Raw genomic sequence first — 26,110 nt, 5'->3', positions numbered from 1 at the left:
GCGGGGAACGGCCGATCAGCAGCCGCCGTTCGACGCCGCGCAGAGCTGATCCTTGACCATCGGCCCGACCTTGCCGAAATCCATCTGCCCGGTATAGCGCGACTTTAGCTCGCCCATGACCTTGCCCATGTCGCGGATCGATTCTGCACCGGTCGCCGAGATCGCCGCCTCGATCGCCGCGGACACCTCGTCCTCATCCAGCTGCTTGGGCAGGAATTCCTCGATGACGGCAATTTCCTGACGCTCGCGCTCGGCCAGATCCAGGCGCCCGCCTTCTTCATAGGCACGCGCACTTTCCTTGCGCTGCTTGGTCATTTTACCCAGAATTTCAAGAACTTCCGCATCGCCGCAGCCCTTGGCTTCTTCGCCGCCGGACCCGCGTGTCGCGATATCCCTGTCCTTGATCGCCGCATTTATCAGCCGCAACGTCGAAAGGCGATCTGCCGCCTTGTCCTTCATCGCTTGCTTTAGGGCTGCGTTCACCCTTGCTCGCATATCCATCTGTTCTGCCCATCCCCATGGAACTCGAACCTAGACAATATATAATGCGAAAGGATCATACAACAACAGCGCTATACAGCTAACCATTTGAAAAACAACGATAGTGCAAAATTCGATCAGACTTGACCACGCGGCACAACCCTCTTAGGTATGCGCCGATTTACCCTGCAGGAGAGTCGCGCCATGGTCCAGAACGCCACACCCAAGCCCACCGCATGTCTGGCCCTGGCCGATGGAACGCTGTTTTTCGGGCAGGGTTTCGGGGCCACAGGGCAGACCGTCGCCGAGCTATGCTTCAACACCGCGATGACCGGCTACCAGGAGATCATGACCGATCCCTCCTATGCCGGACAGATCGTCACCTTCACCTTTCCGCATGTGGGCAATGTGGGGGTGAACCCCGACGATGACGAAACCGCCGACCCGGTCGCCGAGGGGATGGTGGTCAAATGGGATCCGACCGCCCCGTCGAACTGGCGCGCGGCCGAGAACCTCAAGGAGTGGCTGGCGCGGCGCGGCCGCATCGCGATCGGAGGCGTCGACACCCGCCGCCTGACCCGCGCCATCCGTCAGCAGGGCGCGCCCCACGTGGCGCTGGCGCATGACCCCGAAGGCAATTTCGACATCGAGGCGCTGGTCGCGGCCGCCCGCGGCTTTGCCGGGCTCGAGGGCATGGATCTGGCCAAGAAGGTCACCTGTGCACAAAGCTATCGCTGGGACGAGATGCGTTGGGCCTGGCCTGACGGCTACGCCCGCCAGGAGGCTCCGGCGCACAAGGTCGTGGCCCTCGACTACGGCGCCAAGCGCAACATCCTGCGCTGCCTCGCCTCGGCCGGCTGCGACGTCACCGTTTTGCCGGCAACCGCGACCGCAGCCGAGGTTCTGGCGCACGAGCCCGACGGCGTGTTTCTGTCGAACGGCCCCGGAGACCCGGCCGCCACCGGTGAATACGCGGTTCCGATGATCCGCGAGATTCTCGACACGACCGAATTGCCGGTCTTCGGCATCTGCCTCGGCCACCAGATGCTGGCGCTGGCGCTTGGCGGTCAGACCGTCAAGATGAACCACGGCCACCACGGCGCGAACCACCCGGTCAAGGATCTGGAAACCGGCAAGGTCGAGATCACCTCGATGAACCACGGCTTTGCCGTGGACGCCCAATCCCTGCCCGAGGGCGTCATCGAGACCCACCGCTCGCTGTTCGACGGCTCGAACTGCGGCATCCGCATGACCGATCGCCCTGTGTTCTCGGTGCAATACCACCCCGAAGCCTCGCCCGGGCCGCAGGACAGCTTCTATCTGTTCGAGCGTTTTGCCGCTGCCATGGCGGCGCGCAAGACGGCCGCCTGAGGGCGCTTTCGGAACAGGCTTAACGCTTCGTTAACTGCAGTCCGTCACCCTGACGCATGTCACGCGTGTCGGGGGCAGCGGATTGAACCGCCGGATCGTTCAGAACTTTGCCGAAGCACAGCCGGTCCCCGCGGTCCGGCCAAGGCTTCCCTTGGGGCGCCTTCTCGTTCGGCAGGGCGCGATCACCAATGCGCAACGGCTCAAAGCCCTTCAACTGCAGATGCGGCTCAAGATACCCTTGGGGCGGATCATCGTCGCCGAAGGGTGGGCTCAGCCGGATGACGTGCTCAAGGCGATGTCGGCACAGACGGGGGTGCAGATCGCCGACCTGGCCGCCGACCCGCCCGCTCCCGAATTGGCCGGGCTGATGCCGGTCGGTTTCTGGCTGGAAAACGACGCCGTTCCCTGGATGCGCGTCGGAGAGACCGTTCTTGTCGCTACGCCCCGCCCCGACCGCTTCGACGCGATTCGGGCGGCATTGTCCGCCGCGGACGTGACCGCTGTGCCGGTTCTGGCCACCGAGCAGCATATCCACTCGGCGCTGGCCCGGCTTTTCTCGGCACAGCTGGCCGAAGCCGCCGAGACCTGCGTCGCCTCACGGCTGAGCTGCCGCGACTGGAAGATCGCCTCGGGGCTGCCCGGCGTCCTGTTGGCAGTCCTGTCCATTCTGCTCGCCACCTTTTTTCCGGGCTGGGGTCTTGCGGCGCTGGTTCTTGCCGCACTGTTCACCCTCTTCCTTTTTGCGACGTTGCGGGTCGCGGGTTTCGCCGCGCATATGGCGCGCAAACCCCGCCCGCGCGCAAAGCAAGTCCCGTGCGCCGCGCCCCGGCCCGCCCCGTCGCCCAGCATTTCAATCCTCGTGCCGCTCTACAAGGAACGCGAGATCGCTGGCGCACTGGTCCGCCGTCTCTGCCGCCTGACCTATCCCAAGGCGCTGCTCGACGTGATCCTCGTCCTCGAAGAAAAAGACGACGTAACCCGCGCAGCACTGGACGGCGTGAAGCTGCCGCATTGGATCAGGGTGATCCGGGTGCCGGACCGGAACCGGCTGACCACCAAACCGCGCGCGATGAATTTCGCGATGAACTTCTGCCGCGGCGAGATCGTGGGCGTCTGGGACGCCGAGGATGCGCCCGCCCCCGACCAGTTGGAACGGATCGCGGCCCGCTTTGCCGAGGCGCCGCCCGAGGTTGTCTGCCTGCAAGGGATACTCGACTACTACAATCCGCGCACGAACTGGCGTGCGCGCTGCTTCACCATCGAATATTGCAGCTGGTTCCGGGTCGTTCTGCCGGGCATAGCCCGGCTGGGGCTCGTGGTGCCTCTGGGGGGAACGACCCTGTTCTTTCGCCGCGAAGTGCTTGAGGAACTGGGGCGCTGGGACGCGCACAACGTGACCGAGGACGCCGATCTGGGCGTCAGGCTGTGCCGCGCGGGATACCGGACGGAAATGGTCGATACCGTCACCCATGAAGAGGCCAATTTCCGCGCCTGGCCCTGGATCCGACAACGGTCACGCTGGCTCAAGGGCTTCATGGTGACCTACCTGGTGCATATGCGGTCTCCGCGGCGGCTGCTGGCCGATCTCGGCCTCAAGCGTTTCCTCGGGTTCCAGGCCTTTTTTCTGGGCACGCTCGGACAATTCCTGCTGGCGCCCGTGCTCTGGTCGTTCTGGCTGCTGTTCCTGGGCCTGCCGCATCCTCTGGGCTCCGTGCTGCCCCCTCAGGTGGTGACCGCGCTGGCCGGCCTGATCGTGTTGGCGGAACTGATCAACATCGCGGTCGGCCTCACCGCGGTCGCATCGAAACAACGGCGCTTCCTGATACCATGGGTGCCGACCATGATGCTCTATTTCCCCTTCGGCGTCATTGCCGCCTACAAGGCGCTGTGGGAACTGGCGATCAAGCCCTATTTCTGGGACAAGACCCGGCACGGTCAGGCCGCCGAGGACCACGCCGAGGCATGACGTTCAATTTCGCTCGCGCTTGTCCGCATCCTGTTTCAGGCGGGTCATGAACGCGATCGAGATATGATCCTTGAGCGCCTTTTCCGCCCTTTCCTCGTCGCGTGCCTCGATCGCGTCAACGATACCCTTGTGTTCGTTCTGTGCGATCTCTCCGCGCCCTTGGGCTGCAAGCGACGTCGTTGCCATCAACGCCATCGTCCGGTGCACCAGGTCAAGCTGCTGCACGAGATAGCGGTTGTGCGAAGCCAGGTGAATCTGTTCGTGGAACCGACGGTTTGCGCGTGACAGGGCGTTGGGGTCGCCGACCAGCTTGTCGTCGGCCTCGACCATCTCGCGCAGCACCCGGATCTCCTCCTCGGTGGCGTGCCGCGCCGCCAGCCGGGCGGCCAGCCCCTCGAGCTCGCGGCGGACCACGTAGAGTTCGGCCATCTGGTTGTGATCCAACGAGGCCACGATCAGCGACCGCCCGTCCCTTTCCAACAGGGATTGCGTCTCGAGCCGCTGCAGCGCCTCGCGGATCGGTGTGCGCGACACGCCGAAACGCTCGGCAAGTTCGCTTTCCACCAGGCGGTCGCCCGGCTTGTAGATGCCGACGTCGATCGCCTCGAGGATCAGGCTGTAGGCGTCCGTGTTGCTCTGGCGGCTCTGGCTCATGTTTCTCGTTTTCTCCCTGTTCGAACCTGTCTATCCGTCGGCAAGGCCTGCAATCAAGCCCGGCATTGAAAACCCGGCCACATGCACCTAAACCCGAGGCATGGTGAAGCCGGCTTTCTCACACGTCACGCAATGGGTGTTCGATCTGGACAACACCCTCTACCCGCCGCACATGCGGCTGTTCGATCAGATCGAGGTGCTGATGACGGATTATGTCATGCGCGCGCTCGGCGTCGACAGGCCCGAGGCGGATCGGCTGCGTTCCCATTACTGGCGGCAATACGGCACGACACTGGCCGGTCTGATGGCGGAACATGATCTTGACCCAGACCCTTACCTGCACGCGGTGCATCAGGTCGACATGACCCACATGGAGCCGGATTCCGAGTTGGCGGCGCAGATCCGCGCCCTGCCGGGACGCCGTATCGTCTATACGAACGGCAGCGCGCCTTATGCCGAGCAGGTTCTCGAAGCACGCGGCCTGAGCGGGCTGTTCGATGCCATCTATGGCGTCGAGCACGCCGGCTATCGCCCGAAACCCCAACGCGACGCCTTCGAGGCGGTGTTCAGCCGTGACGGGATCGACTCGAAAAAGGCGGCCATGTTCGAAGACGATCCACGCAATCTTGCGGCCCCGCACGAAATGGGCATGCGCACCGTGCATGTCGCGCCCGAGCCTCACGACGCCGATCACATCCACCATCACACCGACGATCTGGCCGGATTTCTGGCCCGCCTGATCTGAACGCACCAACTGCGACGATCCGCGCCTGCCAGAGCGGGCGCCTCACCCCTATATGCCCCGCAGCGACGAACAGTAGGAGATTCCCATGAGCGCGATCGACATGCCGCGGCGCCTGCCGCTTTGGCAGCGCCTTTTCTTTGCCGTCCCCCTCTTTGGCTGGATGGCCTATGACGTGACCTACCGCGGGTCCGAGAACCTGTGGTATGCGCTGATTGCCTTTGTCAGCATGTGGGGATGCGCGTTCATGGTGTTCGGCCTGCCCGGGCTCTATATCCCGGCGCTGGCCATGGTGCCGGTGATGTTCCTTGTGCTGCTGCTGATCTCACGGGGGTAATTTGCGGGACAGGATGTCGCTTGGCGATTAACGCGACAGGCATCTAAGCTTTGCCCGGAATTAGAGGCTTACGCGATGAAAGACAGTTGTGACATCCTGATTTCCGGCGGAGGAATCGCCGGCCTGACCGCCGCCGCGGCCTTTGGTTCGGCGGGCTTCGATGTCATCTGCGTCGATCCCGCCCCGCCGGTGACCGAGCGCGACGCCGAAGGCTCCGACCTGCGCACCACCGCCTTTCTGCAACCTGCGCGCGGGTTGCTGGAACAATGCGGCCTGTGGGAACGACTGGACGAACACGCGGCCCCCTTGCAGATCATGCGCATCGTCGATGCGGGCGGCGACGTGCCCGAACCGCGCGTGGTGCGCGATTTCAATGCTGCCGACATCTCGGACCAGCCCTTTGGCTGGAACCTGCCCAACTGGCTGCTGCGGCGTGAAATGGTGGCCCGGCTGGCGGATCTGCCCAACGTGGATTTCCGCCCCGGCACCGCGACCACCAGCCTGTTCACCCGCACCGCCGAAGCGCGGGTGGGCCTCGGCGACGGCAGCCGCATCCGCTGCAAGCTGGTCGTTGCGGCGGACGGGCGCAACTCGCCCATGCGCGAGGCGGCGGGGATTCGCGTGCATACCACCCGCTACGGGCAAAAGGCGCTGGCCTTTGCGGTCACGCATCCGATCGCGCATGACAACGTCTCGACCGAGATCCACCGCTCGGGCGGCCCCTTCACGCTGGTTCCCCTACCCGACTGGCAGGGTCAGCCCTCGTCGGCGATCGTGTGGATGGAGCGCGGGCCACGCGCGGTCGAATTGCTGAACCTGCCCGAGGCGGAATTCGAGGCGGCGATGACCGAACGCTCCTGCGGGCTGTTCGGGCCGCTGAAACTCGCCTCGCGCCGCACCATCTGGCCGATCATCAGCCAATGCGCCGAACGCCTGTCGGGCGAGCGCATCGCCCTGATGGCCGAGGCCGCGCATGTGGTCCCGCCCATCGGCGCGCAGGGGCTGAACATGTCGCTGGGCGACCTGCGCTCCCTGCTGGATCTGGCGCAGGCCCGACCCGAGGGGCTGGGTGACGCGCAGATGCTCGACGCCTATCACAAGGCCCGTCACACCGAGATCGAACTGCGTGTCAGGGGCATCGACCTGCTGAACCGCGCCTCGATGGTCGAAGCCCGCCCGCTGAGGGACGCGCGGGCGATGGGGCTGAACGCGCTCTACTCGCTGGCCCCGGTGCGCAAAACGCTGATGCAGATGGGCCTCGGCGTCCGCTGAGGCCCTGCCTGGATCACAGCACCTGGTCCAGGACCCGCTTGAGCCGGGCGATGGTGCCCTCCACGTCATACAGCTTGTCGAGCCCGAACAGGCCCAGACGGAAGGTGCTGAACCCTTCGGGCTCGTCACATTGCAGCGGCACGCCGGCTGCGATCTGCATGCCCAGCGCGGCGAATTTCCTGCCGTTCTGAATCTCGGGGTCCGAGGTATAGCTGACCACCACACCCGGCGCCCCGAACCCTTCTGCGGCGACCGATACGACACCCTTTTCCCTGAGCATCGCCCGAACGCCGTTGCCCAGCGCCCATTGCGCCTCGCGCAGCTTATCAAAACCGTAGTCGCGGGTTTCCTGCATCGTGTCGCGGAACATCCGCAGCGCATCGGTGGGCATCGTGGCGTGATAGGCATGACCACCGTTTTCATAGGCCTGCATGATCTGGCGCCATTTCTTCAGGTCCAGCGCGAAACTGTCCGACGTGGTCTCCTCCAGCCGCTTCTCGGCGCGCTCGGACAGCATCACCAGCCCGGCGCAGGGCGAGGCGCTCCACCCCTTCTGCGGGGCCGAGATCAGGACGTCGACGCCGGTGGCCTTCATGTCCACCCAGACACAGCCCGAGGCGATGCAGTCCAGCACCATCAGCGCGCCCACCTCATGCGCCGCCTCTGCCATCGCCGAGACGTAGTCGTCGGGCAGGATCACCCCCGCGGCCGTCTCCACATGCGGGGCAAAGACGATATCCGGGCGCTGCTCGCGGATCGCCGACACCACCTCTTCGATCGGGGCCGGGGCAAAGGGCGACGGGCTGGTGTTGCCGGTCTGACGCGCCTTCATCACCGTGGCACTCGCCGTCAGTCCGCCGGTTTCGAAAATCTGGCTCCAGCGGTAGGAAAACCATCCATTGCGAACCACCAGCACGTTGGCGCCACGGGCGAACTGGCGCGCCACTGCCTCCATCCCGTAGGTGCCGCCGCCCGGAATCACCGCCACCCCATCCGCGTTGTAGACCTCGCGCAGCATGGACGAGATATCGCGCATCACCTGTTGGAAGGCGGCGGACATGTGGTTGAGAGAACGATCGGTGAAAACGACCGAGAATTCTTCGAGGCCACCGGGATCGACGGTTTCAAGCAGTGCCGGCATGATCTGTCCTTTCTGTCTGGTTGCCGAATTCTTGGACCTGCCGGGGGCATTGGTAAAGCGTCAATCCGACAAAATCTGCCGGCAGTTCGACATGACCAGAGCAACCGGCGCGGTCGTGATATGTGCCCTGGCACAACAGAAACAAGAAATGACGCCAATCAGTGTCAGCAGCACCTTTACACTCAGACGTGTTTCAGGGCACATACACACACCCAAAGCAAGAAAGAACAGGTTTGCCAGTGACAGCGCAAAAGCGGATGAGCTTTCAGGTGGTTCGCGACGAAGTAAAACGACGCATCGAAAGTCGCGTCTGGCCTCAGGGGTCCGTCCTGCCGACCGAAACTCAGTTGGCGCAGGAATTCGACTGCGCCCGGGCCACGGTCAACCGTGCTCTCCGGGAACTGGCGGAACAGGGTTTCGTCGAGCGCAAACGGAAAAGCGGAACGCGGGTGAAAATGGCGCCTTCCAAGCAGGCCCGGTTGGAGATCGCACCGCCCCGCCACACGGTCGAAGCACAGAACGCCGCCTACCGTTACGCCCTGGTCGAGCGCAAGGTCGTGACCAGCCCGGCCTGGCTGGCCTCGCAACTCGATGTCTCCCCCGAAACGCGGATCCTGCATGTGCTGTGCATGCACTACGCCAACAACCACCCCTTTCAGCTCGAAGAGCGGTGGATCAACATCGACGTGGTGCCGGACGTGGAACAGGCTGACCTCACCCAAACCAGCCCCCACGAATGGCTGTTGAAGGCGGCTCCATTCACCGAGGCCGAAGTGGCCTTTTTCGCAACCGCTGCCGACGGTCGGCTGGCCGAGTTCCTCGCCACCACGCGCGGCATCCCCGTGATGCAGACCGAGCGCACGACCCGGCTGAACGGGCGGCCCGTGACCTTTGCGCGCATGACCCACCACCCGGGCTATCGGATCCGAACCTCCTACTGACCCGTCTCAGCCGATCGGCCCGGGCAGGCGCTCTTCGCTGAGCAGAACATTCGCCTCGACATCGCCGGCCCCCGGCAGGGTCATGATCCGTCGCCTGAGCACCCTTTCGAAATCCGACAGGTCCCGCGCCACGACACGCAACCGGTAGTCATACAGCCCCAGAACGTGCTCAACCGTCTGCACTTCGGGAATGGCGCTGACCGCGCGCTCGAAGTCCTCAAGGCTGACCTGCCCCTTGCGTGCCAATTTGACGCCCAGAAACACGGTCACGCCAAAGCCAAGCGCCTCGGCATTCAGGCGCAACCGCCGGCCCTTGATGATACCGGCCTGCTCCAGCCGCTTTATGCGCCGCCAGGTAGCCGGTTGCGACAGCCCGAACCGCCGCCCCAGGGCACCCGCGCTTTGCGTGGCATCCTGGGCCAAAGCGCGCAGCAGCTTGCGGTCAAGATCGTCCAGTTCGATCATACCGGCAGCACCTCGTCCCGCTTGACCCGCGAAATCAGCATCAACGCCTCGATGTCGGCGATATGCGGCAGGGTCAGTATGCGGTCGCGATACACCTGCTGATAGTGGGACATGTCCCGCGCGATGACGGACAGGCGGACATCCACGCGGCCCAGAAAGGTCTGGATCTCGATCACCTCGGGCACCTTTCGGGCCGCCGCGGTGAACTCGTCAAAGGCCCGCGCCTGCGTCTTGTCCAGCGTCACCCGCAACGACACCTCGACCGCATAGCCCAGGGCGGCCCAGTCGATCACCGCCTCCTGTCCCAGTATGATCCCGGCGGCCTGCATCTTCTCGATCCGCCGCCAGCAGACGCCATTGCTGATCCGGCAACGCTCGGCCAGTTCGGCGGTGCTCAGGCTCGGTTCGGCCTGGAAATGGCGCAGAATGCGGCGGTCTATATCATCGAGCATGATTTTTTCACTTTTTGTTATTTTCGAGAATTACTCTTCACCTTTTTCCCAAATACTCAATCCCAACGCTCTCGCCAATAGCAAACGCCACCGATAGAAACGCATCAATCGAAACAGAAAGGACCGGCAAAATGCGCGTCTATTACGATCGCGATTGCGACATCAACCTGATCAAGGACAAGAAAGTGGCCATCCTGGGCTACGGTTCCCAGGGCCACGCCCACGCGCTGAACCTGCGCGACTCGGGCGCCAAGAACCTCGTGGTCGCCCTGCGCGAAGGCTCCGCCTCGGCGAAAAAAGCCGAAGCCGAAGGCCTGCAGGTGATGGGCATCGCCGAAGCCGCCGCATGGTGCGACGTCATCATGTTCACCATGCCCGACGAGCTTCAGGCCGAGACCTACAAGAAATACGTGCATGACAACATCAAGCCCGGCGCGGCCATCGCCTTTGCCCACGGCCTGAACGTGCATTTCGGCCTGATCGAGCCGAAAGAGGGCGTGGACGTCATCATGATGGCCCCCAAGGGCCCCGGCCACACCGTGCGCGGCGAATACGTCAAGGGCGGCGGCGTGCCCTGCCTGGTGGCGGTTCACACCGACGCGACCGGCAAGGCGCTGGAAACCGCGCTGTCCTACTGCTCGGCCATCGGCGGCGGCCGCTCGGGCATCATCGAGACCAATTTCCGCGAGGAATGCGAAACCGACCTGTTCGGCGAACAGGCGGTTCTGTGCGGTGGTCTGGTCGAGCTGATCCGCTGCGGCTTCGAGACCCTGGTCGAGGCCGGCTATGCGCCGGAAATGGCCTATTTCGAATGTCTGCACGAGGTGAAGCTGATCGTCGACCTGATCTACGAAGGCGGCATCGCGAACATGAACTACTCGATCTCGAACACCGCCGAATATGGCGAGTACGTCTCGGGTCCGCGCGTTCTGCCCTACGAGCAGACCAAGAAAGAGATGAAGGCCATCCTGACCGACATCCAGACCGGCAAGTTCGTGCGTGACTTCATGCAGGAAAACGCGGTCGGCCAACCCTTCTTCAAGGGCACGCGCCGCATCAACGACGAGCACCAGATCGAGGAAGTCGGCAAGAAGCTGCGCGCCATGATGCCCTGGATCTCGGCTGGCAAGCTGGTCGATCAGGAAAAGAACTGATCCCCATAGGGACAGGTTCGCGAAAAGGGCGCCCCAAGGCGCCCTTTTTCATGGGTGGCAGCCTTCCGCATTGACGCCCCCCACCGTCACCTGTTCAGTGCCGCGGCAACACGAGAGGTTCCATGGAACAGCAGCCCGACATCACCGCGAAAAGCTGGCTCATGGTGGCCACGCTGGGCTTGGTCTGGGGCGGCACCTTTCTGATCATCGAACTTGTTCTGGAAAACATGACGCCGTTCTGGCTGGCGGCCTTCCGGATCGGCTTCGGGGCGCTTCTCAGCTGCACGGTCTGGCTGGCCTTGGGCGGACGCCTGTTCGTCACCCCGCCAACACGCAGCGCCCTGACGTCGCTGACCGTCATCGCGCTGCTCAGTTCGGCCGTGCCCTTCGCGCTGATCTCCTGGGGGCAGCAATATGTCACCTCGGGCTTCACCGGCGTCTCGATGGCCTCGATCGCGCTGATGGTCCTGCCGCTTTCGCATTTTCTGGTGCCCGGCGAGCGCATGACCCTGCGGCGCACCTTCGGTTTCCTTGTGGGCTTTGCCGGCGTTGCGCTCCTGATCGGATCACAGGCATTCGAAAGCTCAGGCCAGGTCCGCGAACTGCCGGGGCGCCTTGCCTGCCTGTCGGCCGCCGGCTGCTATGCGGTCACCTCGGTCCTGATGCGCCGCCTGCCCCCGGTCGATCCGATCGGGCTGTCCTCGGTTCTGCTGCTGATCGGGGCCTGCGCCGCGATTCCGATGGCCTGGATCGTGGAAGGGCCACCGCCCCTGCCCGACAACCGAACCCTGTTCCTGGTCGCCTTCCTGGGCCTTGTGCCCACCGCCGCCGCCAATCTGCTGCGCGTGACGGTGGTGCGAACGGCCGGTCCGGTCTTCATGAGCCTGACCAACTATCAGGTTCCGGTCTGGTCCGTGGTTCTGGGCGCGGTTTTCCTGGGCGAGCCACTGCCCCCCGCGCTGCTCTGGGCGCTCTTGCTGATCTTGGGCGGGGTGGGCCTCAGCCAATATGGCGCGCTCAGGCGCCTGTTTGGCCGGATGTAAGGGCTGGTCAGGCCGTCACAGCCCCCTTTACCGCATCGACGACCGACTCCACGGCGCGTTCCAGCAGACCCTCATCCTCGCATTCCGCCATCACACGGACCAGCGGTTCGGTGCCGGACTTGCGGATCAACAGACGCCCCTTGCCGTTCAGCGCGCTTTCGGCATCCGCAATCGCCGCCTTCACCTCGGGCAGGCCCAGAGGATCCTGCCCGGCGCCATAGCGCACGTTCCTCAACAGCTGCGGCACCGGCTCGAACTGCCGCGCCAGTTCCGAGGCCTTGCGGCCCGACAAGACCATCTCGGCCAGGAAATGCAGCCCCGCCATCAGCCCGTCGCCCGTGGTGGCGTAGTCGCTCATGACGATATGGCCCGATTGCTCGCCACCCAGGTTGAAGCCGCCCTTGCGCATCCGTTCGACGACGTAACGGTCGCCGACCGCCGTCCGCTCCAGCCGCAGCCCCTGCCCTTGCAGATGGCGTTCCAGCCCGAGATTCGACATGACCGTCGCGACCAGCGCACCGCCGTTGAGCTGCCCCTCGGAGGCCCAGCGTGAGGCCAGCAGCGCCATCAACTGATCGCCATCTGCCACCATGCCGTTCTCGTCGATCACCACCACCCGGTCGGCATCGCCATCCAGACAGATCCCGACATGGGCGCCATGCGCAACCACCGTTTCGGCCGCCACTCGCGGCTGGGTCGAGCCGCAGCCCAGGTTGATGTTCTTGCCGTCCGGCGAGACACCGACGGGAATCACGTCCGCGCCGAGTTCCCACAGCACCTCGGGTGCGGTCCGGTGCGCGGCGCCGTTGGCACAGTCGATCACCACCTTCAGCCCGTCCAGCCGCAGATCGCGCGGCAACGACGACTTGACCCGCTCGCCATAGCGGAAACGCGCATCGTCAACGCGCTTGGCGCGCCCGATGTTGTGCGCCTGCGCCGGGCTCACGCCCTGTTCGATCAGCTTTTCGATTTCCAACTCGGCCTGATCCGACAGTTTGAAGCCGTCCGGCCCGAAGAACTTGATGCCGTTGTCATCGGCCGGGTTGTGACTGGCCGAAATCATCACGCCCAGATCGGCCCGCATCGAGCGGGTCATCAGGCCTACCGCCGGCGTCGGCACGGGGCCCAGAAGCAGAACGTTCATCCCGGTCGAGGTCAGACCCGCAGTCAGCGCATTCTCGAACATATAGCCCGACAGGCGGGTATCCTTGCCGATCACCACGCGGTGCACGCCCGTCGCGTCGCGGCGGAAATAGCGCCCCACGGCGGCGCCGATGCGCAAGGCCATCTCGGCGGTCATCGGATGGGTGTTCGCGGTTCCCCGCACCCCGTCGGTTCCGAACAGTTTGCGCATGTCGACTCTCCACTGGCTTTCCGGCGCCACGATTACCGGACGGCGGACCAAAGACGCAAGGCCTGTGCCGTTTCCGGGACGTCATGCACGCGAATGATCTGAACGCCCTGCGCCAGCGCGGCCAGGGCGACCGCGATCGAGCCCGGCGCGCGCGCCTCGGCCCGCGGTTCCCGGCCGATCCGGCCGATGAACCCCTTGCGCGACACGCCCAGCAGGATCGGGCAACCCAACCCGTGGAACAGACTGATGTTGCGCAGCAGGGTCAGATTGTGTTCCTCGGTCTTGCCGAAACCGATGCCCGGATCGACCACGATCCTCGACCGGTCCAGGCCCCTCGCCTCGAGCAGGGCGATCTGGGCGTCGAGAAAGTCATAGACGTCCAGCAGCACGTTGTCGTATCGCGGGTCGTCCTGCATGGTTTCGGGGTCGCCCTGCATATGCATCACGCAGACCGGCACCTGCATCTCGGCGCACAGCGTTGCCAAGGCCGGATCATGGGTAAAACCGGAAACGTCGTTGACAAGTCGGGCACCCGCCGACAAGGCCGCCTTGGCCACCGCAGCCTTTCGGGTATCGATCGAGATGAGCGCCTTGGTTTCCGCGCGGATCGCCTTGATCACCGGCACCGTGCGGGACATCTCTTCGTCCTCGGGGACGGTCCGCGCGCCCGGACGGGTCGATTCACCGCCGATGTCGAGGATCGACGCCCCATTCGCCACCATCTGTGCAGCCGCCGCACGGGCGGCCTCGACGCTGTTGTGGCGGCCGCCGTCTGAAAAGCTGTCAGGGGTCGCGTTGAGGATGCCCATGATCTGCGGCCGGCTCATGTCGAGCCCGGCCAGGGAGGCGCGCGCCGAGGTCAGCCGCAGAAGATCGGCAGCAGGAACATCACCAGCTTCAACGACGCGCGGCGGCGCGTCGCGCGACAGCACTTCGACATGGGTGAACCACAGCCCCGAGCCCGCCAGCGAAACCGCGCCGCCGGGTCGGGCACGGCCATTCTGAACCAACGGGCGGAAATACTCTGTCACAGGTCTCTCTGCTCCACCGGCACGGCGCGCAGCGGCACGCTGGCGTCAGTCGGCAGATCGCCACCGATCACCATCATCTCGCTGGCCTCGAAGGTCGCGGCGAACCACGCGGCCAGCGCCACCGCATCCGCAGGCTTGGCCGAGGGGCCATCGACCGCGTCCAGCACGATTTTCGAGGGCGCCCAGACACAGGTCTGGTGATGCTTCATCGCCCAGTCCAGTTCCGTCCGGGTGGACACCACGACGCAGCGATCATCCCTGGCCGCCAGAACCCAGGCGTTCTGTTCGATGGCCAGCAGGTCTATCCGCCTCTGGGTCATTGCGTGCCCCGTCTGCGGCACCGGCAGGTCCGACGCGCCGACGCACAGGATCAGCGGGCGCTTGCGGCTTTCCAACTGATCCAGCCACGCCGACAGGTTGTCCGAGGCGATGGCCTCGTTGGACAGGAACACCAGACGCGGATGCGGACGTTCCTCGGCGGCGACATCGTGATGGATCGCGTCCTTGGACCGCACGATCTCGACCCCCAGCGCCCCCGGCCCCCGATCCAGCTTTTCGATGCGGACAAAGGCGCGCACGGCCTGCGGCTCGAGCAGGATCCGTTCGGCCACGCGCTCGGCCAGCGTTTCCAGCAGGTTCAGCCGCTCGGCGGCAAGTTCGATGGCGATGGCCTCGGTCACGCGGTCATAGGACAGGATCCGGTCCACGTCATCGTCGATCGGGCCGGTCAGAGGCTGGACCTCGACCACCACGTTGAAACAGACGCGCTGGGTGGTGCCCCGTTCGGCCTGAAAGGCGCCGATCTCGACCTCGACGATATGGTCCCTCAGCGAGATACGGTCCAGCGGACCGTGCGAGGCCGTGGCCTCGGACCTCTCCGAGGGATGTGCGAAAGCAAGACGGATTTCAGAGCTCATGCGATTGGCCTCTTCGGGCTCGAATTAGGGGGTCTGCCCAATTTAGACGTTGCGCGGGCCTATAACAGCTTCGCAAACGCCACACCAGTGACCGAAAGCGTCGTCAGGCGACGCGGAACCAACTCATCATGCCAGATGCGGCATGGCCAAGCATGTGACAATGCAACAGCCAGTCCCCGGGATTGTCGGCAACCAGCGCGATCTGGCGGGTTTCGCCACGCTCGACCAGCACCGTATCCCGCCACGGGCCAAGCTGACCGTCGGGCCGGATCAGGCGGAAATGGTGGCCATGCAGATGCATGGCGTGCGGAAAGGCCGTTTCGTTGACGAATGCGATCCGGTGCAGGCTGCCGCGCTGCACGTCCAGAAACGGCTCGGGTGGCCGCTCGGCATAGCCATTCAGCGCCCAGAACCGGCCCAGCTCGGCCAGCTCCCGGCCGGTCAGCTCGGTATCCCCGATCCTGGCCTTTTCAAGCCAACGCATTGCGCCGCCCTGCATGACCATCCTGTGCAGGGGTGCATCGCCGGCATTTTCGATTTGCGGCAAGGGGTTGGATAGCAAAGCTGAAGTGGCACCCCGCGGGCCAGAGGCACTCGGCTCACCCACTTCGAAACGGGCCAGCCCCCAGCCGCCGTCGCGCTCGACGCTGACAAGGCTGGCGGTCTGCCCGGCCTCGGCGGTCACATCGACGATCAGGTCAACCCTCTGCGCGGGCGCAATCGGAAAGGGGCCATCGACGGCCATGGGCTGCGCGAGCGGCATACCGTCCAAAGCCACGATCCAGCCCGCCAGCCCCTCAAGCCCGACATTGAATATCCGCGCATTCGCCGCATTGATCAGCCGCAACCGCAGCCGGTCATGGCGGCGGGCCTGATAGGCAGGATCGAAACGGCCATTCACCGTCAGAACATTGCCAAGGCGCCCGGCATGGCTGAGATCATGGTTGTTGTCGAAATCCTGCGTGATCCGCAGCGTCTCCGGATCCAGACGCCAATCGTCCAGCATCAGCACCAGGTCGTGATCCACGTCGGGCGGGGCGGCCTCTTCCACGATCAACGGACCATACAAGCCCTGCGCCACCTGCCGCATCGTGCGATTATGCGAGTGATACCAGAAGGTTCCGGCATCCGGGGCAACGAAATCATAGTCAAAGCCCTGCCCTGGCGGCACGGCATCCTGGGTCAGCCCCGGAACGTCGTCCATCGCGTTGTCGATGCGGATCCCGTGCCAGTGGACCGTGGTCGGCTCGGGCAGGTTGTTGACCAACCGGCGCTGCACGCGCGCACCTTGGGCGATCCGTATCTCGGGACCGGGCGCGCCACCGTCATATCCCCAGATCGGGGTCGGGTCATAGTTTTCCGGGGCAATCTGCTGTAGCGCTTCGCGCGCTTCCAGACGCGGCAGCGCGGCCCGCACGGATGTCGGCAGCAAGGCCGCTGCAGCCGTAGTCACAAGAACCTGTCGTCGTGTAAAAGCCATTGCGGGCCTCCTGGCCCGCAACATAGCACTGCAACCCGGCATTGCCATCCGGCGAAGGCGCCGGACCACCAATCAGTTGCTGGCCGTCCGATAGTTGTGCCGATAGAAAATGTGCACACCGATCCGCGCGGTTTCCTTGTAGACCCGCGACCAGGACGGGCGCACAGCCTTGGTGTGATAGTGGGTCGCACCGTCGGTCAGGTCAGTCACCGCACCATCAATGGCCAGACGGGCCACCTTGGCGACCCGCTCATAGGCTTTCTTCTCGCGGATCACTTCCTTGAGCCCATCGCAGGTATAGGTGAACTGGCACTGGTATTTCTTGCCGGTTCCCTGCTTGATCACGCCGCACAGCGTGTCCGGAAAGCGGCTGGTCGCCACGCGGTTGAGGATCACCTCGGCCACGGCGAACTGGCCTTTGACGCTTTCACCACGCGCCTCGAAATACAGGGCTTCGGCCAGGCATTTCCAGTCCTCGTCACCCGTTGCCTCGGGCAGTTGGTCCAGCCACTCGCGGGTATACTTAACCTCGAGAGGCTTTTCCCGATTTGGCTGGAAAAGTTTCATGTATTCACGGAAACGCTGACCTGGCAGTTCCGATCTGGACACCAACTCACGCCCACCATTGTAGGCGGTTTCCCTCTCTGAATAGGATACACTCGGCAACACAATTGCCACCACAATGGCGGCGGCCGCTAGATAGCGTCTCATCAGCTGTCCCTCGCACAGGCACGTTTCGCGCCTTACCCTCCCCCGGCGGGCGCGACGAGGCACATAGCTCAGACAGGCTGAAAGGTCCAGTTTTTCTGGAAATGCAAGAAAAAAACCGCCCGCACCCGATCTTTTTCGGGACTGCAGGTTTCCGTTTTTCATACAAAACCTTGGGCCCGGACCCTTTGTCAACCCCCAAGTTTGGCCGAAATCGCCAGTTGAGCGGCAGACAGCCGAGCGACCGGCACTCGGAAGGGCGAGCAGGACACATAGTCGAACCCCAGGGCCCGGCAGATGCCGATTGATTCGGGGTTTCCGCCATGTTCGCCGCAGACCGACAAGGTCAGGCCGGGTTTCGCCTGCCGGCCACGCTCGGCGCCCAGTTTCAACAACTCACCCACCCCGTCGGCATCGAGGACGTGGAATGGGTCTTCGGCGAAAACGCCTTGTTGCACATAGGCCGACATGAACCGCCCGGCGTCGTCCCGCGAAAGCCCATAGGTCATCTGCGTCAGGTCGTTGGTGCCGAAACTCAGAAACGCGGTGTGCGGCGCGATCTCGTCGGCGCGCAGGCAGGCCCGGGGCGTTTCCACCATCACGCCCAGACGATAATCGAATGTCTTGCCGCGTTCCGACGAGACCGCCGAAGCCACCGCGTCGATCCGGGCCTTGACCAGCTCGACCTCACGCTTTGCCGAGACCAGCGGGATCATGACTTCGGGAACCACCGGGGCGCCTTCTTCGCTGGCCTCCAGCGTCGCCTCGAAAATGGCGCGGGCCTGCATGTCATAGATCTCCGGCACCGTCACGCCCAGACGCACGCCGCGCAGGCCCAGCATCGGGTTGTATTCCCTCATCGCCGCGACCCGGCGCTCCACGTCCGAAACCGGCAGACCCAGCGCCTCGGCAAGCTCCCTCTGCCCGGACCGCGTGGTCGGCAGGAACTCGTGCAACGGCGGGTCGAACAGACGGATGCAGACCGGCTGCCCTTCCATGATCCGGAACAGCTGCACGAAATCCTCGCGCTGCATCGGCAGCAGACGCGCCAGCACGGCCGCGCGCCCCGAAGAGGTCTGGGCAAAGATCATCTCGCGCATCACCGTCAGCCGGCCGGGTTCAAAGAACATGTGTTCGGTCCGGCACAGACCGATGCCCTGCGCATCGAAATTGCGCGCGACCTGCGCGTCGGCGGGCGTGTCGGCGTTGGCGCGGATGCCGATATCCCGTTCCGCGTCGGCCCAGCGCATGAGGGTCTGGAAACAATCATCCAGCGCCGCTTCCAGCATTTCCGGCTCTCCGGCCAGAACCTGCCCCGACGTGCCGTCGATGGTCAGAACATCACCGGCCTTGAACACCCGTCCGTCCGGGGCGACCAGATGCTCTTTCTTGGTCTGGAACCGCATCTCCGAAGCGCCGACGATGCAAGGCAGGCCCATGCCGCGCCCGATCACCGCCGCATGGCTGGTCATGCCGCCCTTTTCCGTCAGAACGGCGACGGCCGCATGCATGCCGCGCACATCCTCGGGCGCGGTTTCGCTGCGCACCAGAATGCAGGCCTCGCCACGGGCGGCGCTGGCCTGCGCCTCGGCCGAGGTAAAGACGATCTTGCCGGTGGCGGCCCCCGGGCTGGCGGCGATGCCCGTGGTCAGAACGTCACGTTTGGCATCGGGGTGAACCTGGCGGTGCAGCAACTCGTTCAGGGAATGCGGATCGACCCGCATCACCGCCTCCTGCGGCGGAATGATCCCGTCCTCGGCCAGACGTACGGCGATGCGCACCGCGGCGCGGGCGCTGCGCGGCACCCGCACGCCGTCCAGGATATGAACGTGACCGTTCTCGATCACGAATTCCACCTGCATCTCTTCGCGCAGCTTGCGCCGCATCAGCGCGGCATGGTCCTTGAGCGCGGCAAAGGCCTCGGGCGCAACCTCCTCCAGCGACCTGCCCCGCGGGTCCTTTTCCAGGTAGAGCGCCGCAACCCCCTCGCCCAGCGCATCGCGCCCCTGGCTCTGGCTGAGGTAGCGCCCGGTGATCTGCGGCTGCCCGGTCACCGGATCGACCAGTTGCAGCACGCCCGAGCCGCATTCGCCCTGCCCGACACCGGGAATCATCTCTTGCACGACAAGGCCCAGCCCGGCATCAGCCGGCGCGCCCTTGGCCTGACGCAACAGCCGCGCCGAGGTGCCTTCCCACGCGCGGGCCATCGACCGCAACACCGCGCTCAGCTGCTCACCACGGTCCTGCGGAAAGCTCTCGTCGGTTTCTTCCTCGTAGGCGCGCAGGGCCAGGCGCAGGCCTTCGCGCCCGCTTTCCTCGATATCGTCAAAGACATCCGGGTCCAGCCGCGCGACATGGATCGCAAAGTTGTGCACGAAGCGCAGGTACAGCGCCGCCGCCGCTTCGGCCCCCATCTTGTCGGACAGTTCGACATAGCGGGCGTCGTTCATCCCGATGTTCAGCACCGCGCCGGGGCCGCCCCAGTCGGGGTCTTCGGAACTGGGCCGCACGCACAGCAACGCGCTGGCGTCGAACTGGTTCAGAATGGCCTCGATATCGGGCAGGCGGCCCTCGGCGATCTCATGCACGGCCTCGAAGGACAGCGCCACGGTGCGCGGCACCGGCAGGTCCAGGCGGACCAGCCGTTGCAGGCATTTCGCGCGCCCTCCATGGGTGGCTGTCGCCACCGGCGCGGTTGGAGTGATGAGGGTCGTGTTCGGGTTATTCTGCACTGCGGCACCTTTTGATTACACCGCAGCATAAGGGCCTGTGCGGGTCGCGCAAGACCGATGTGGCGCGCGGCTCGCGCGCGCCTGCGCCGCGATCAACCCTCGATGCGGGTCAGGTCGGCGACCGACGAACAGATCTGGCGGATCTGGTTCAGCAGGTTCAGCCGGTTGCGGCGGACGACCTCGTTGTCGGTGTTCACCTGAACCTCTTCGAAGAAGGCGTCGATCGGCCCCCGCAGGTCGGCCATGGCGGACATCGCGGCGGGGAAATCCTCGGCCTCCAGCGCCGGAGCGATTTTCGCCTGCGCAGCCTCAAGGGCGGCAAACAGCGCCTTTTCGCTGTCGGTCTCGGCGAATTTCATGTCGGCGCCAAAGGAATACTCCACCCCGTCCTTTTCCTCGGCCTGGGTCAGGATGTTGTTGGCGCGCTTGAACCCCTGCACCAGGTTCTCGCCATCCTCGGTCGCCAGCACGGTGTTCAGGGCGCGGGCGCGCTTGACCAGCAGGCTCAGATCGCCATTGCCCTCCATCGCGATGCAGGCGTCGATCACGTCATGGCGCACGCCCTCGTCCCGCAGGAAGACCTTGAGCCGGTCGTGGACGAAAGCAAGCAGATCGTCCAGGATCACCGCGTCTTCGCGGAAGCTGGAGTTCCGGTCGCTCAGCGTGTCCCACAACGCGCCGAAAATGCCACGCTCGGCAATCATCGACGCCAATGCCTCGATCCCCAGATCATGCAGCTTGTCAACCTCGACCCCCATGATGCGGGCATATTCCGCACGCTTTTCCTCGATGGTTTCACCGACCGAGGTGTCGCGTTTGAGCGCGTGCGGGAAATAGGCCCAAGCACAGGCTTCCTCCAAGTCCAGCCGCAGGCCGTTTTCCAGTATCAACCGGATCACCCCCAGCGCCGCGCGGCGCAGCGCGAACGGATCCTTCGAGCCGGTCGGCTTTTCGTCGATCGCCCAGAACCCGGCCAGCGTATCCAGCTTGTCGGCCAGCGCCACGGTCACCGACAGCGGCGCGGTCGGCACGTCATCCGACGGCCCCAGCGGCGAGTAATGCTCTTCGGCCACGGCGGCCACGGCGGCATCCTCGCCGGCGGCCTCGATGTAATAACGCCCCATAAGCCCCTGAAGTTCGGGGAATTCATAGACCATTTCCGAGCTCAGGTCAGCCTTGGCCAGCTGCGCCGCCTTCTCGGCCTGATCGGCGTCGGACCCTGCCACCGGGGCCAGTTCACGGGCCAGCGCAGCGATGCGGCGGATGCGGTCGCCCTGCGATCCCAGCTTGTTGTGGAAAGTCACGTTCTCCAGCGCCCGTGTCCACTGGCCGATATCCGAGCGGGCGACGCGCAGGTCGTTTTCCCAGAAGAACTTGGCATCGGCCAGACGGGCCGACAGCACCTTCTGGTTGCCGGCCAGGATGGTCGCCCCGTGATCGGCGGTCTCGCGGTTGGCCACGGTGATGAACCGCTCGATCCGCCCCGATTTCGGGTTGCGGACCGAGAAGAATTTCTGATGCTCCTTCATCGAGGTCTGCAGCACCTCGGGCGGCAGGTCGAGGAACTCGGCCCCGATCTCGCCCATCAGCACCACCGGCCATTCCACCAGCCCGGCCACCTCGGCCAGCAGCCCCTTGTCCTCGACGACCTCCAGCCCGGCGGCAAAGGCCAGGTTCTGCGCGTCGTTCCAGATATGCTCGGCCCGCTCCTGCGGCGACAGCATCACGTTGGCCTGCTTGAGCTTGGCCTCGTAATCCCCGAAGGACGTGACCGAAAACCGGCCCGGCGCCATGAAGCGATGCCCCTCGGTGCTGTCGCCCGACACGATGCCGTCGACCTCCAGCGGCACGACCTCGGCGCCCGCCTCGTTGCTCAGGATGCACAGGATCGAATGCAGCGGCCGCACCCAGCGCAGCGACGAGCTGCCCCAGCGCATCGACTTGGGCCAGGGGAAGTTGCGAATGGTGGCTTCCAGCACTTCGGCCACGATCTCGGCGGCCGGGCGGCCCGGTTTCTCGATGGTGGCGAAATAGACCGCGCCCTTGGGCGTCTCGCGCTCTTCCAGCTGGTCGCGGCTGATCCCCGCGCCACGCAGGAAACCTTCGACGGCCTTCTCCGGCGCGCCGACCTTGGGGCCCTTGCGCTCTTCGCGGATGGTTGGGCTTTCAGCCAGCAACCCCTCGACCGCCAGCGTCAGGCGGCGCGGCGTGGTGAAAACGGCGGCGCCGGAATAGGTCAGACCGGCCTCGACCAGACCATCGGTGATCCGCTTTTTCAGATCCTCGCCGGCGCGGGTCTGCATGCGCGCGGGGATTTCCTCGGAAAACAGTTCGATCAGCAGGTCGGGCATTGTCGGTCCTTAGAAATTGACGATCGTCTGGATGACGATGGCATTGGCGATATCCACGAAGAAGGCGGATACAAGGGGGAGCACGATAAAGGCAATAGGCGATGGACCATATTGCTTGGTCACGGCGGTCATATTGGCAATGGCCGTCGGTGTCGCGCCAAGGGAAAAGCCCGCAAAGCCCGAGGCCAGCACGGCGGCCCGGTAGCCACGCCCCATCACGACGAAAAGGACCGCGATCACGAAAACCACAGTGAACACCACCTGCGCCGCCATGATGGACACGATCGCCGCCCCCTCGCCTGCGATGGTCCACAACTGCAGGCTCATCAGCGACATGGCCAGAAAGGTGCCCAGCGAGAACTCGGAGATCAGCCCCAGCGCCGGGGTGCGCGTGACCGGGGGCGCCTTGGGCAAGAGCAGCGCGCGCAGGTTGGCAATGATGATGGCCATGATCAGGCAGGGCACGAACAGCGGCAGCATGAGCCCCGCCGCCGCGATGGCCTGATGCACGCCATAGCCGAGGATGATCGAGATGTTCAGATACAGCAGAACCCGCATGATCGAGCGGTGGTCTATCGCGCCGTCCGGCTCGTCCTCGTCCTCGGCCACGCCGATGGTCAGCTCCTCCCCGGGGCGGGCCGGCGTCAGGTCGTGCTTTTCAACAAGGTATTTCGCCACCGGCCCGCCGACCAATGCGGCCAGGACCAGCCCCAGGGTGGCGACCGCTATGCCCAGTTCCAGCGCGCCCTCCAGCCCGGTCGCCTCGGCCACCTGCGGCGCCCATGCGATCGCGGTGCCATGCCCGCCGATCAGCGATGCCGAACCGAACAAAACGCCGGCCTGGGCGGGAAACCCGAACACCACCGCGCCCACGACCCCGATCAGGTTCTGCAGGATGATGCAGGCGATCGTCAGCGCCAGAAGCAACAGCAGCGGCTTGCCCCCGGCGATCAGGTCCGAGAACCGGGCATTGAGACCGATGCCGGCAAAGAACAGAACCAGCAGAAAATCGCGCGGCACCAGGTCAAAGTTCAGTTCAAGGCCGAACCACAGATAGGCCACCAGCAACAGCGCCGAGGCCAACAGCCCGCCGGTCACCGGTTCGGGGATGTTGTAGCGCCGCAGCACATCGACCCTGCCGTTGATCTCGGCACCGATGAGATAGACGGCGAATCCCAATGTGATCGAAAAGAAGGCCGGGATTTCCACGGATTCCGCTAGCATCGGCCACTTCCTACTGGTCCGTCGGACGGGGCGGACACTCTTCCCCGATCACCGTCCCATCATAGGCCTTCTGGCCGCAATTGTTCAATTCGTGCCAGGCATAGCCCTTGCCGGACTCCGTCACGGCTACGATCCGGTCCACCCCGTAGTGAATGTTCTTTTCACCGATGAAGGTGCGCGCGCGGCCCTCGGCCAGCGCCTGTCCGATCTCCCCGGCATCGAAACAGTCGAACCAGCCGGGCGCGGTGCGCGGCTCGGTCTGTTTTGCGGGGGTGTATGTGGCCGACAGCTCGTCCAGGCTCAGATCGGTGTCGAAACAGGCCCGGTAGCGGATCGGAGAGCTGTCGGCGTCGATGGCCCGGAACCCGGAATAGGTGATCGGCCGGGCCTCGCCTCCATCCAGCGGCACGAGCCGGACATCCTGCCCCGGCCTCGCTTCGACCTCGTAGTAGAACCCGTAAACCTGCAAGTAATACATGGCCGCCGCCGCCACGGTGGCGCACAGCACGAGAACGATGACCAGAATTCTTCCCATCATGTGCGATCTCCCCGGATCATGCTGCCTCTTTCCAGTGCACCGAAATTCGGCCATTGTCTTTTCCCGCAAGGGTTTTAGCGGAGAGCGCGGAATGGACACGAGTTTCGTCATCGGATTTTTCGGCGCGCTGTTCGCCATCATGAACCCCGTGACGAACCTGCCCATTTTCCTGAGCGTCACCGAAGGCGCCACGCCCCAAGACCAACGCAAGATCGCGCTCAAGACCGCCCTCTACTGCCTGATCCTCGGCGCGGGCTTCGCCGCCGTCGGCACACAGGTCCTTTCCCTGTTCGGCATCAGCGTGGACGATTTCCGCGTCGCCGGCGGCCTTGTTGTCCTGTTCATCGCGCTCAACATGCTCAACGGCAGCGAAAGCAGCTCTCACCACGGGACCGAGGGCGAGAAAAGCGCCTACCCCGCCCCCGAGACGGTCGCCTTCTACCCGCTGGCCTTTCCGATCCTCGTCGGGCCGGGCACGATCACGACGCTCATCATCTATTCGCACCAGATCACCGACGCGACCCACCTGGCCGGCTACGCGGGCGTGTTCGCGCTGGTGCTGGGCCTGCTCACCCTGACCTTCTGGAATGCCTCGACCCTGGCCCGTCACCTGTCGGCCAGCGCCCGCGTCATCATGAGCCGCTTCATGGGCATGATCCTGGCCGCCATCGCAATCGGCATGATCACCGACGGGCTCAAGACCCTGTTGCCGGGGCTGGCCTGACAGCCTCATCAGGCCGCGGTTCCACCGGCTTCGGTCATCACGAAGGCATCGGCGCAGCGTTTGGCCAGCGCCCGCACCCGTCCGATATAGGCCTGCCGCTCGGTCACCGAGATCACGCCGCGCGCGTCCAGCAGGTTGAAGATGTGGCTGGCCTTGATGCACTGGTCATAGGCGGGATGCGCCATGATGATGCGCTTGCCGGTCTTGGGGTCCACGTGCTCCTGGCTGAGGATCGCCGCGCATTCCTCCTCGGCCTCTTCGAAATGGCGCAACAGCATCTCGGTGTTGGCCACGTCAAAGTTCCAGCGCGCGTATTCCTCTTCGGTCTGCTTGAACACGTCGCCATAGGTCAGCGGGATCGGCGCGTCGGGATCGTTGAAAGGCATGTCCATCACATGATCGATGCCCAGCACGTACATCGCCAGACGCTCCAGCCCATAGGTCAGCTCGCCCGAAACCGGCGCGCAGTCATGGCCGCCGACCTGCTGGAAATAGGTGAACTGGCTGACTTCCATGCCGTCACACCAGACCTCCCAGCCCAGGCCCCATGCGCCCAGGGTCGGGCTTTCCCAGTCATCCTCGACGAAACGGATGTCGTGCAGGTCCATGTCGATGCCGATGGCCTGAAGGCTGCCCAGATACAGTTCCTGCAGGTTCGGCGGGCTGGGTTTGATCAGCACCTGGTATTGATAATAGTGCTGCAGGCGGTTGGGGTTCTCGCCATAGCGCCCGTCGGTGGGGCGGCGCGAGGGCTGCACATAGGCCGCGGCCCAGGGCTTCGACCCCAGCGCGCGCAGGGTCGTGGCCGGGTGGAAGGTGCCCGCGCCGACCTCCATGTCATAGGGCTGCAGCACGGCGCAGCCCTTGGACGCCCAGTAGGTCTGAAGGCGCAGGATGATTTCCTGAAATGAGCGCGGGGCGCTGGACTGTTCGGTCATGACATTTCCTCTGGACGCTTTCCGGCCCGGTTTCGGTCGGTTGCGCTCTTCCTATGCAAGCGGCCAATGGGCGTCAACGGGCCAATGGCACAGGC

Annotated in this window: 24 protein-coding genes; 9 read left to right on the top strand and 15 right to left on the bottom strand. The window is 64.7% G+C overall.

Annotated elements, in window-relative coordinates; genetic code table 11:
• Positions 1–15 precede the first annotated feature (15 nt).
• Complete coding sequence (locus tag AVO45_RS01435; RefSeq protein WP_068343706.1) at positions 16–501, bottom strand: GatB/YqeY domain-containing protein; 486 nt, start codon at positions 499–501, stop codon at positions 16–18.
• A gap of 183 nt (positions 502–684) precedes the next feature.
• Between AVO45_RS01435 and carA the strand changes: the two genes are divergently transcribed.
• Together carA and AVO45_RS01425 are read left to right on the top strand one after the other, a co-directional pair.
• Positions 685–1,851, top strand: coding sequence for a glutamine-hydrolyzing carbamoyl-phosphate synthase small subunit (gene carA, locus AVO45_RS01430; RefSeq protein ID WP_068343703.1), 1,167 nt, complete (start codon positions 685–687; stop codon positions 1,849–1,851).
• Positions 1,852–1,933: 82 nt separating this feature from the next.
• The gene (locus AVO45_RS01425; protein ID WP_240482034.1) at positions 1,934–3,817 is read left to right on the top strand and encodes a glycosyltransferase; all 1,884 of its coding nucleotides are present in this window, start codon (positions 1,934–1,936) and stop codon (positions 3,815–3,817) included.
• A gap of 3 nt (positions 3,818–3,820) precedes the next feature.
• Here AVO45_RS01425 and AVO45_RS01420 read toward each other — a convergent pair whose 3' ends face one another.
• Positions 3,821–4,471, bottom strand: coding sequence for a GntR family transcriptional regulator (locus AVO45_RS01420; RefSeq protein WP_068343700.1), 651 nt, complete (start codon positions 4,469–4,471; stop codon positions 3,821–3,823).
• Between the two features lie 100 nt (positions 4,472–4,571).
• On the opposite strand from AVO45_RS01420, the gene AVO45_RS01415 reads away from it, so the two are divergent.
• The 3 genes from AVO45_RS01415 (at position 4,572) to AVO45_RS01405 (ending at position 6,822) form a co-directional block, all read left to right on the top strand.
• Entirely contained in the window at positions 4,572–5,216 is a 645-nt protein-coding gene (locus AVO45_RS01415; protein ID WP_068343698.1) for a pyrimidine 5'-nucleotidase, read from the top strand.
• Positions 5,217–5,301: 85 nt separating this feature from the next.
• Positions 5,302–5,550, top strand: a complete 249-nt coding sequence (locus AVO45_RS01410) for a hypothetical protein (RefSeq protein WP_068343695.1) — start codon at positions 5,302–5,304, stop codon at positions 5,548–5,550.
• Positions 5,551–5,625: 75 nt separating this feature from the next.
• Positions 5,626–6,822 (top strand): UbiH/UbiF family hydroxylase, encoded by a 1,197-nt coding sequence (locus AVO45_RS01405; RefSeq protein ID WP_068343692.1) that lies wholly within the window; start codon positions 5,626–5,628, stop codon positions 6,820–6,822.
• A 13-nt stretch (positions 6,823–6,835) separates the two neighbouring features.
• Here AVO45_RS01405 and AVO45_RS01400 read toward each other — a convergent pair whose 3' ends face one another.
• Positions 6,836–7,963, bottom strand: a complete 1,128-nt coding sequence (locus tag AVO45_RS01400; RefSeq protein ID WP_068343690.1) for an aminotransferase class V-fold PLP-dependent enzyme — start codon at positions 7,961–7,963, stop codon at positions 6,836–6,838.
• Between the two features lie 257 nt (positions 7,964–8,220).
• Between AVO45_RS01400 and AVO45_RS01395 the strand changes: the two genes are divergently transcribed.
• Positions 8,221–8,904, top strand: a complete 684-nt coding sequence (locus AVO45_RS01395) for a GntR family transcriptional regulator (RefSeq protein WP_068343687.1) — start codon at positions 8,221–8,223, stop codon at positions 8,902–8,904.
• A 6-nt stretch (positions 8,905–8,910) separates the two neighbouring features.
• Here AVO45_RS01395 and AVO45_RS01390 read toward each other — a convergent pair whose 3' ends face one another.
• Positions 8,911–9,369 (bottom strand): Lrp/AsnC family transcriptional regulator, encoded by a 459-nt coding sequence (locus tag AVO45_RS01390; protein ID WP_068343685.1) that lies wholly within the window; start codon positions 9,367–9,369, stop codon positions 8,911–8,913.
• Entirely contained in the window at positions 9,366–9,821 is a 456-nt protein-coding gene (locus AVO45_RS01385; protein ID WP_068343682.1) for an Lrp/AsnC family transcriptional regulator, read from the bottom strand. The genes AVO45_RS01390 and AVO45_RS01385 overlap by 4 nt, the downstream gene beginning before the upstream one ends.
• Before the next feature lie 131 nt (positions 9,822–9,952).
• Between AVO45_RS01385 and ilvC the strand changes: the two genes are divergently transcribed.
• A complete protein-coding gene (ilvC, locus tag AVO45_RS01380; protein WP_068343678.1) occupies positions 9,953–10,975 on the top strand; it encodes a ketol-acid reductoisomerase in 1,023 nt (340 codons plus the stop codon).
• A 122-nt stretch (positions 10,976–11,097) separates the two neighbouring features.
• Positions 11,098–12,018, top strand: a complete 921-nt coding sequence (locus tag AVO45_RS01375; protein ID WP_068343675.1) for a DMT family transporter — start codon at positions 11,098–11,100, stop codon at positions 12,016–12,018.
• Positions 12,019–12,025: 7 nt separating this feature from the next.
• Here AVO45_RS01375 and glmM read toward each other — a convergent pair whose 3' ends face one another.
• From glmM to AVO45_RS01330, 9 genes are all read right to left on the bottom strand, one after another.
• Positions 12,026–13,372 carry a phosphoglucosamine mutase gene (gene glmM, locus AVO45_RS01370; protein WP_068343673.1) on the bottom strand — a complete coding sequence of 449 codons (1,347 nt, stop codon included), beginning with the start codon at positions 13,370–13,372 and terminating at the stop codon, positions 12,026–12,028.
• Positions 13,373–13,404: 32 nt separating this feature from the next.
• The gene (gene folP, locus AVO45_RS01365; RefSeq protein ID WP_068343669.1) at positions 13,405–14,403 is read right to left on the bottom strand and encodes a dihydropteroate synthase; all 999 of its coding nucleotides are present in this window, start codon (positions 14,401–14,403) and stop codon (positions 13,405–13,407) included.
• A complete protein-coding gene (locus AVO45_RS01360; RefSeq protein ID WP_068343665.1) occupies positions 14,400–15,320 on the bottom strand; it encodes a dihydroneopterin aldolase in 921 nt (306 codons plus the stop codon). The genes folP and AVO45_RS01360 overlap by 4 nt, the downstream gene beginning before the upstream one ends.
• Before the next feature lie 103 nt (positions 15,321–15,423).
• Positions 15,424–16,800 (bottom strand): multicopper oxidase family protein, encoded by a 1,377-nt coding sequence (locus tag AVO45_RS01355; RefSeq protein ID WP_068343662.1) that lies wholly within the window; start codon positions 16,798–16,800, stop codon positions 15,424–15,426.
• Positions 16,801–16,872: 72 nt separating this feature from the next.
• The gene (locus AVO45_RS01350; protein ID WP_068343659.1) at positions 16,873–17,511 is read right to left on the bottom strand and encodes a cell wall hydrolase; all 639 of its coding nucleotides are present in this window, start codon (positions 17,509–17,511) and stop codon (positions 16,873–16,875) included.
• 188 nt (positions 17,512–17,699) lie between these two features.
• Complete coding sequence (locus AVO45_RS01345) at positions 17,700–20,240, bottom strand: putative PEP-binding protein (RefSeq protein WP_068343656.1); 2,541 nt, start codon at positions 20,238–20,240, stop codon at positions 17,700–17,702.
• Positions 20,241–20,332: 92 nt separating this feature from the next.
• Complete coding sequence (gene glyS, locus AVO45_RS01340; RefSeq protein WP_068343653.1) at positions 20,333–22,591, bottom strand: glycine--tRNA ligase subunit beta; 2,259 nt, start codon at positions 22,589–22,591, stop codon at positions 20,333–20,335.
• Positions 22,592–22,600: 9 nt separating this feature from the next.
• Positions 22,601–23,815: a sodium/glutamate symporter gene (gene gltS / locus AVO45_RS01335; protein WP_068343650.1), complete on the bottom strand. Its 1,215-nt coding sequence runs from the start codon at positions 23,813–23,815 to the stop codon at positions 22,601–22,603.
• A gap of 10 nt (positions 23,816–23,825) precedes the next feature.
• The gene (locus AVO45_RS01330; protein WP_068344667.1) at positions 23,826–24,350 is read right to left on the bottom strand and encodes a DUF6446 family protein; all 525 of its coding nucleotides are present in this window, start codon (positions 24,348–24,350) and stop codon (positions 23,826–23,828) included.
• A 94-nt stretch (positions 24,351–24,444) separates the two neighbouring features.
• Between AVO45_RS01330 and AVO45_RS01325 the strand changes: the two genes are divergently transcribed.
• On the top strand, positions 24,445–25,077 hold the full coding sequence (locus AVO45_RS01325; RefSeq protein WP_068343647.1) for a MarC family protein: 633 nt from the start codon (positions 24,445–24,447) through the stop codon (positions 25,075–25,077).
• Between the two features lie 8 nt (positions 25,078–25,085).
• Here the strand turns inward: AVO45_RS01325 and AVO45_RS01320 are convergent, their stop codons facing one another.
• Positions 25,086–26,015 carry a glycine--tRNA ligase subunit alpha gene (locus AVO45_RS01320; protein ID WP_068343645.1) on the bottom strand — a complete coding sequence of 310 codons (930 nt, stop codon included), beginning with the start codon at positions 26,013–26,015 and terminating at the stop codon, positions 25,086–25,088.
• Positions 26,016–26,110 lie beyond the last annotated feature (95 nt).

Source organism: Ruegeria marisrubri (assembly GCF_001507595.1).
Lineage (GTDB): Bacteria > Pseudomonadota > Alphaproteobacteria > Rhodobacterales > Rhodobacteraceae > Ruegeria > Ruegeria marisrubri.
This window is presented reverse-complemented; position numbering and strand designations above follow the sequence as displayed.

What these genes read in the sequence shown, in the direction of transcription:
- AVO45_RS01435 (WP_068343706.1), bottom strand. Translation starts at nt 501, where the DNA reads ATGGATATGCGAGCAAGGGTGAACGCAGCCCTAAAGCAAGCGATGAAG.
- carA (WP_068343703.1), top strand. Translation starts at nt 685, where the DNA reads ATGGTCCAGAACGCCACACCCAAGCCCACCGCATGTCTGGCCCTGGCC.
- AVO45_RS01420 (WP_068343700.1), bottom strand. Translation starts at nt 4,471, where the DNA reads ATGAGCCAGAGCCGCCAGAGCAACACGGACGCCTACAGCCTGATCCTC.
- AVO45_RS01415 (WP_068343698.1), top strand. Translation starts at nt 4,572, where the DNA reads ATGGTGAAGCCGGCTTTCTCACACGTCACGCAATGGGTGTTCGATCTG.
- AVO45_RS01410 (WP_068343695.1), top strand. Translation starts at nt 5,302, where the DNA reads ATGAGCGCGATCGACATGCCGCGGCGCCTGCCGCTTTGGCAGCGCCTT.
- AVO45_RS01405 (WP_068343692.1), top strand. Translation starts at nt 5,626, where the DNA reads ATGAAAGACAGTTGTGACATCCTGATTTCCGGCGGAGGAATCGCCGGC.
- AVO45_RS01400 (WP_068343690.1), bottom strand. Translation starts at nt 7,963, where the DNA reads ATGCCGGCACTGCTTGAAACCGTCGATCCCGGTGGCCTCGAAGAATTC.
- AVO45_RS01395 (WP_068343687.1), top strand. Translation starts at nt 8,221, where the DNA reads ATGAGCTTTCAGGTGGTTCGCGACGAAGTAAAACGACGCATCGAAAGT.
- AVO45_RS01390 (WP_068343685.1), bottom strand. Translation starts at nt 9,369, where the DNA reads ATGATCGAACTGGACGATCTTGACCGCAAGCTGCTGCGCGCTTTGGCC.
- AVO45_RS01385 (WP_068343682.1), bottom strand. Translation starts at nt 9,821, where the DNA reads ATGCTCGATGATATAGACCGCCGCATTCTGCGCCATTTCCAGGCCGAA.
- ilvC (WP_068343678.1), top strand. Translation starts at nt 9,953, where the DNA reads ATGCGCGTCTATTACGATCGCGATTGCGACATCAACCTGATCAAGGAC.
- AVO45_RS01375 (WP_068343675.1), top strand. Translation starts at nt 11,098, where the DNA reads ATGGAACAGCAGCCCGACATCACCGCGAAAAGCTGGCTCATGGTGGCC.
- glmM (WP_068343673.1), bottom strand. Translation starts at nt 13,372, where the DNA reads ATGCGCAAACTGTTCGGAACCGACGGGGTGCGGGGAACCGCGAACACC.
- AVO45_RS01360 (WP_068343665.1), bottom strand. Translation starts at nt 15,320, where the DNA reads ATGAGCTCTGAAATCCGTCTTGCTTTCGCACATCCCTCGGAGAGGTCC.
- AVO45_RS01355 (WP_068343662.1), bottom strand. Translation starts at nt 16,800, where the DNA reads ATGGCTTTTACACGACGACAGGTTCTTGTGACTACGGCTGCAGCGGCC.
- AVO45_RS01350 (WP_068343659.1), bottom strand. Translation starts at nt 17,511, where the DNA reads ATGAGACGCTATCTAGCGGCCGCCGCCATTGTGGTGGCAATTGTGTTG.
- glyS (WP_068343653.1), bottom strand. Translation starts at nt 22,591, where the DNA reads ATGCCCGACCTGCTGATCGAACTGTTTTCCGAGGAAATCCCCGCGCGC.
- gltS (WP_068343650.1), bottom strand. Translation starts at nt 23,815, where the DNA reads ATGCTAGCGGAATCCGTGGAAATCCCGGCCTTCTTTTCGATCACATTG.
- AVO45_RS01330 (WP_068344667.1), bottom strand. Translation starts at nt 24,350, where the DNA reads ATGGGAAGAATTCTGGTCATCGTTCTCGTGCTGTGCGCCACCGTGGCG.
- AVO45_RS01325 (WP_068343647.1), top strand. Translation starts at nt 24,445, where the DNA reads ATGGACACGAGTTTCGTCATCGGATTTTTCGGCGCGCTGTTCGCCATC.
- AVO45_RS01320 (WP_068343645.1), bottom strand. Translation starts at nt 26,015, where the DNA reads ATGACCGAACAGTCCAGCGCCCCGCGCTCATTTCAGGAAATCATCCTG.